A 5,481-nucleotide genomic window follows, 5' to 3' on the forward strand; every position below is an offset into this window, starting at 1 on the left:
GCCAAGTTCCAGCAAGGACCGTCCTAAACGGCCGCCAACCACTTCACCCACATGTTTACCCATGGCCGTGGAGCCTGTGGCGGAAATCAGAGGAATTCGTTTGTCATGGAGCATGGGTTCGCCCACATCATTTCTGGAGCCGATGACCATGTTGAAAATACCTTCAACACCGTATTTGTCAACCACAGGCCCAAGGATGTTCTGGATGGCAATGCTGGTCAAAGGCACCTTTGAGCTGGGTTTGAACACAATCGCATCACCGCAGACAGCGGCAATCAACGCGTTCCAGGACCATGGGGCCACAGGAAAGTTAAACGCAGTGATCAGTCCGACAATACCCAGAGGGTGCCATTGTTCATACATCCGGTGTTCGGGCCGTTCGGAATGCATGGTCAGGCCATAGAGCTGGCGGCTCAGGCCCATGGCAAAATCGGCAATGTCGATCATCTCCTGGACCTCGCCCTCGCCTTCGGCCCGGATTTTATCCACTTCAAGGGAGATCAGGGCGCCTAATGTCTTTTTACTCTCCCGTAACGCATCACCGATCTCACGCACCATCTGCCCGCGCCGGGGAGCGGGAATCATGCGAAAGGTTTTAAATGCGGCCTGGGCTTTGGCCATCGCCGCATCATAGTCTTTCTTTTCAGCCATCAGAACACTGGCAATGGACCTGCCGTTGATGGGGGAATAGGAAACAAGTTCTTTGCCCTTTGTCTCCAGCCAGCCCTTGCTGCCGCCGATTGTGGCCGGAATTCACAGATTTAATCCCAAGGGCATCAAGAATTTGTTTCACTTCTGCATTAAATCCGCCGCCCATATCAGTCACCTCCTGATCATATATTGTTCATATAAAGGCATGCCGCCCCAAAACCCGCAGGCCTGTGTCTTGATGCTTAGAGCTTAAACCTGCCGACCATCTCGTTAAGATTTTCCGCCAGCTTGGATAATTCGAGAGCACTTTCATTGACGTGTCTGGTACCGCTCGTGATATCGTCCGCCGCCTGACTGACCATGTTGACATCCTCAGTAACCTCGGTTGCCACGGTGGATGTCTGGTTGACATTTTCATTGACTTCCTGAACACCCATGGCTGCCTGGCTGACATTATTGGAGATCTCCTGGGTTGTGGCAGACTGCTCTTCAATGGCAGAGGCAACCGATGTGACAATTGAGTTGATATCATCTATGATTTCAACGATTTCCTTTATCGATTTTATAGATTCCGCGGTTGTTGTCTGAACCTCCCCGATTTTCAAACCGATTTCATCCGTCGCACGGGCAGTCTGCTTTGCGAGTTCCTTAATTTCGCCGGCCACGACAGCAAAGCCCTTACCGGCTTCCCCGGCTCTGGCTGCTTCTATGGTTGCATTCAGCGCCAGAAGATTTGTCTGTTCAGAAATATCGGATATGGCTTCTGTCACCTTGCTTATCTCCGTTGCTGCCCGGCCTAACGCATCCACTTTTTCGGAAATATGTTCGGCTTTTTCAACGGCCTGGGCCGTTGTCTGGCTTCCCTTGGAGGTGTTGGCTGCAATCTCATTGATCGTTGCAGACATCTCTTCTGCGGCGGCTACAATCATCTGCAGATTGGCGCTTGTCTGCTCTGTGGCGGCCGCCACACTGTTCATCGCCGTTGCCATCTCTTCTGCGGCCGAAGAAACGCTGTTCGCCTTCTGGGAGGACTGTTCTGCACCGGCTGTCATCTCCTGGGACACTGCCGACAATTTCGTGGAAGAGGATGTCAAGGTTTGAACCCCTTGTGAAATGTCCGCAAACATATTTTTTAAATTGTCAGTCATTTGCTTCATACTGGCATACACCCCACAAATCTGTTTTCCGGTGGTTCTGAATTCATACGTAAGATCACCGGCCGCAATCTGGTCGGCCAACATAGCGAGTTTAGACGGGTCATTTCCCAGAAGCGCCATAATTCTTTTAACAAACCACAGGACCGCCACGATTGTCAGGACCAGAAATATGCAGCCCGCAGCAAGAACCATATTGCGAATCGAAACCACAGACGCTAAAAATTCCGATTCATTCTGAGTGACCACAAGACTCCAGCCTGTGGCTGGTACAGGTGCAAAACCGGCAATTTTATCAATCCCTTTAAAACGATAGCTCTCAACACCTGTTTCCTGGGCCAGCGATTTTTTGGCAATGTCCTCCATCCCTTCAAGGGTCGTCATATTGAGCTTGAAAATATACTCTTTCACAGGATGGGCGATAAAAAGTCCGTCATTACCCACCATAAACGGATAGCCTGTTTCGCAGATTTTCGTCTGTGTAATTTTTTGGGATAAAGCCGTCAGTTTTACAACCGATCCCAAAATACCGGCAAACGCCCCGGTATTATCCCGCAAAGGAACAGCGATGACAAAAACAGAATTCCCGCTGAACTTTGAAATAACCGGTTCACCTATGGTGATCTCGCCGGATTTGGCAGACTGAAAATATTTTCTTTCAGCCATACTTATTTTTTTCAGTCTGGATTCATCGCCATGGCCGTCAGCAAGGACAAGACCGGATGAATTCGTAACCAGGATATTATCGTAAGTTTCTTGGGTCTTTTGATATACATCTGAAAGATATGCTTGAACAGCGGACAACTCGGAAAAGCTGTTTTCGAAATCCTTAACCCCGGCTTTGTTAACCATTTTTTGGATCAAGGGATCCGACGCTATTATCCGGGCTTTTTCGATTTCCTGTTCTATGTACGTATTTACCATGGCTGCAAGATTTTGTGCGGTGAGCTTTGCCTGTCCCTCTGCAAGGCTAACGAGTGCAGAGGAGGATTTATTTATTGAAAATAATCCCACGACAATCAGTGGAAGGATTGCTGCCACGACGCCACCAATAATTAATTTTGATTTTAAAGTTAATTTTCTCATCATCCTCTCCTCTCATGTGGATTTAACCAGTTTTTAACTTTTTGGGGTGTATGCAATTTATGCTTTTGCAAAAGATGAGCCAATGAATTAAATTATTAAAATTACATCATGAAAATAATATACTATACAAATAATTCCTACTAATGGGAAGTACGATCAATCATCATTTCTTGAAAATGAAAACGGTTTTCATTCTTGTTTCCAAGAAACTAAAATTTTATTGGGACAAAAAAAGATAACCTAAAAGCCGTTATTCGACGTGGCGTTTATTTGATTAGAACCGATTAATTGGGAACTTTTGTTTTTGTTCCATGCGTTGCAGAACTGAAATAACATCCTGAAAGTTATTTTCAGAATAGCTGGAATACAATGGTTCCAGCAGGAGTGCGGATTTTTGGACTTCGTCAATTCTCTTACAAAAAATCAAAATCAATTTTAAGTTTTCGAACAAGGGCGTCAAAGGGAGCAGAAGGCTGACACTTTGGGAATCGCTTATAAAGGCAACCAGTACTGAAACGTTGTGTAAGGGTCTGCACAAAACTTCAGACAAATGCCGCCCGGAGTTTGTCAAAATAATCCGGCCTTTGGGGAACGTATCCTCAATTCGATTCTTTAACTGATTTCTAAGCGCATGATTTTCGGTTGCATGTAAAATGATTTTCATCCGTGGCCCCCATTTTCAAAAAATTCACATCTGAAAGTCTGCCAATCAGCAGAACGCACATTAGAAATTACATTCAGCAGAAAGCATGCCAAACAAAGGTAGAAACGTGGGAACTATTGGCAGGCAGATATATGAAAGGGGCGCCAAAGGCGCGTCGCCCTCTTGTTTCTTGTTACCAGTTTCTTGCCATTAACGTTTAAGTTAATGACCTTGATTGGTAGGAACCGAATCCGGGAAGATTATATTTGTTGAGCAATGCGTATAACCTGGCCTGTGAAATGCCGGATAACCGGCAGGCGGTTTTCCTGTCACCACCGGCTTTTTTCATTAAACGGATCAGGTAATTTTTTTCAAGCTGTTCCCGACAGGCATTCAGCGGAGGCAAGTCCGCATCACTGCCCAGGACCTCGTTGGCCAGCGACAATGTATCCTGCTGAACTGCAGGTGCTTCAAACGTTAATGTTGAAAGCCTGTAATTGGGCGGAAGATGCTTTGGCACCAGTGTCGGATCGCTTCCGGCCGAAGCCAGCGTGTACTCCAGGACATTGAGCAGTTCCCTGATATTGCCGGACCAGGCGTTTGACATCAGGGTTTCAAGCAGCTCCTTGGAGATCGCCTTGGGTTCAAGATTATATCTGTTTGAAAGTTCATGCACCTTTTTTAAAACAATCTTTTCAATATCTTTTCCCCTGTCGCGGAGCGGGGGCAGATGAATTTCCATGGCCCTTATCCGATACAGAAAATCTTCTCTGAAGCGAAGCGCTTTGACCAGTTGATCAAGGTTGAGATTTGTAGCAGAGATCAGACGGATATCCACTTTTATCTCTTTTTTTCCCCCAATGCGGCGGACAGATCTTTCCTGGAGCGTCCTTAACAAGGCTTTCTGGATTGACAGCGGCAAATCACCCACTTCATCAAGCATCAAGGTGCCGCCGTCTGCCTGGACAATCAAGCCGTCCTGTTTATACACTGCGCCTGTAAAAGCGCCTTTCTCATGTCCGAAAAGGGTACTTTCAATCAAGGTCTCTGTCAGAGAACCGCAGTCAACCGCGACAAAAGGTTTTGATGCCCGTTTGCTGTTTTCATGGACCGCTTTGGCAAACAGCTCTTTACCGGTTCCGGTTTCTCCTGTTATCAGAACGCCGGCATCGGTTGAGGCGGCTTTGCCCACTTCATCCAGGCATTTCTTCAACGCAGGGGATTCCCCGATAATTTTTGACCGTTTCAGAACGATGAGTTCACGGGATGAAAGCTTCTCCTTTCGATAGTGAAGGGCCCTTTGAATGGGAAAGCTGACATCATTAAGGCTAAATGGTTTTTGCACAAAATCCCATGCACCGTTTTTAAATGCAATCTCAGCCCCCCTGGCATCGCCGGTGCCGGTAATAATAATTATTTCCGGGGCAGAAGGCAGAATTACAAGATCAGGCATGATATCCAGTCCATTACCGTCCGGCAGCTCAAGATCAAGTAAAATGATGTCAAAATCATTTTGGCTGCTCAATGCCTTTGCTTCATCTATTCTTTTTGCCGTAAATGTTTCACACCCCATATTGACAAGAACGGTTTCAAGAAACAAACAGATGTTCGGGTCATCATCAATAATCAATACATGAAACATATAAGCCTTTTATTCTTCTTTTTTCATCAATAGGGTTATTCAATCCATTTCTCAGAAACCGATAAATAAAATTATTTTAACATCTTAATTTATTGCGTCAATGAACTAAAGCCTGATTACGGATATTTCTAATTTAAAAATTTTATTCTTGTTCAACTGGTAAATAAATAAAGTACGATTTAGGTTCTGTTGACATTTTAACGTAACCATATCAAAGCGGCAGCAAAGCGAACAAAATACATATAATTTTTTGCCCATTTTTCAAACCGTGAGAAAATCCGACGGAATTGTTTCAGCTTGCCAAT

5 protein-coding genes and 1 pseudogene are annotated in these 5,481 nt (G+C 45.5%); all 6 read right to left on the reverse strand.

Annotated elements, in window-relative coordinates; genetic code table 11:
• A partial coding sequence (locus AB7U36_RS17350) for an aldehyde dehydrogenase family protein (RefSeq protein WP_428160944.1) occupies window positions 1–720 on the reverse strand: 720 nt, incomplete at its 3' end.
• Window positions 644–817: a hypothetical protein gene (locus AB7U36_RS17355; protein ID WP_428160941.1), complete on the reverse strand. Its 174-nt coding sequence runs from the start codon at window positions 815–817 to the stop codon at window positions 644–646. The genes AB7U36_RS17355 and AB7U36_RS17350, both read right to left, overlap by 77 nt.
• Before the next feature lie 76 nt (window positions 818–893).
• Window positions 894–2,891 (reverse strand): methyl-accepting chemotaxis protein, encoded by a 1,998-nt coding sequence (locus AB7U36_RS17360; protein ID WP_428160945.1) that lies wholly within the window; start codon window positions 2,889–2,891, stop codon window positions 894–896.
• 274 nt (window positions 2,892–3,165) lie between these two features.
• Window positions 3,166–3,555, reverse strand: a complete 390-nt coding sequence (locus tag AB7U36_RS17365) for a hypothetical protein (RefSeq protein ID WP_428160942.1) — start codon at window positions 3,553–3,555, stop codon at window positions 3,166–3,168.
• Window positions 3,556–3,751: 196 nt separating this feature from the next.
• Window positions 3,752–5,176, reverse strand: a complete 1,425-nt coding sequence (locus AB7U36_RS17370; protein ID WP_428160943.1) for a sigma-54-dependent transcriptional regulator — start codon at window positions 5,174–5,176, stop codon at window positions 3,752–3,754.
• Between the two features lie 197 nt (window positions 5,177–5,373).
• Window positions 5,374–5,481 (reverse strand): annotated as a pseudogene (locus tag AB7U36_RS17375) (IS5/IS1182 family transposase); the annotation flags it as partial.

Source organism: Desulfobacter sp., from assembly GCF_050177295.1.

Bases quoted from the DNA above. Each gene is read 5' to 3' on its own strand.
- AB7U36_RS17355 (WP_428160941.1), bottom strand. From the start codon at position 817: ATGGGCGGCGGATTTAATGCAGAAGTGAAACAAATTCTTGATGCCCTT.
- AB7U36_RS17360 (WP_428160945.1), bottom strand. From the start codon at position 2,891: ATGAGAAAATTAACTTTAAAATCAAAATTAATTATTGGTGGCGTCGTG.
- AB7U36_RS17365 (WP_428160942.1), bottom strand. From the start codon at position 3,555: ATGAAAATCATTTTACATGCAACCGAAAATCATGCGCTTAGAAATCAG.
- AB7U36_RS17370 (WP_428160943.1), bottom strand. From the start codon at position 5,176: ATGTTTCATGTATTGATTATTGATGATGACCCGAACATCTGTTTGTTT.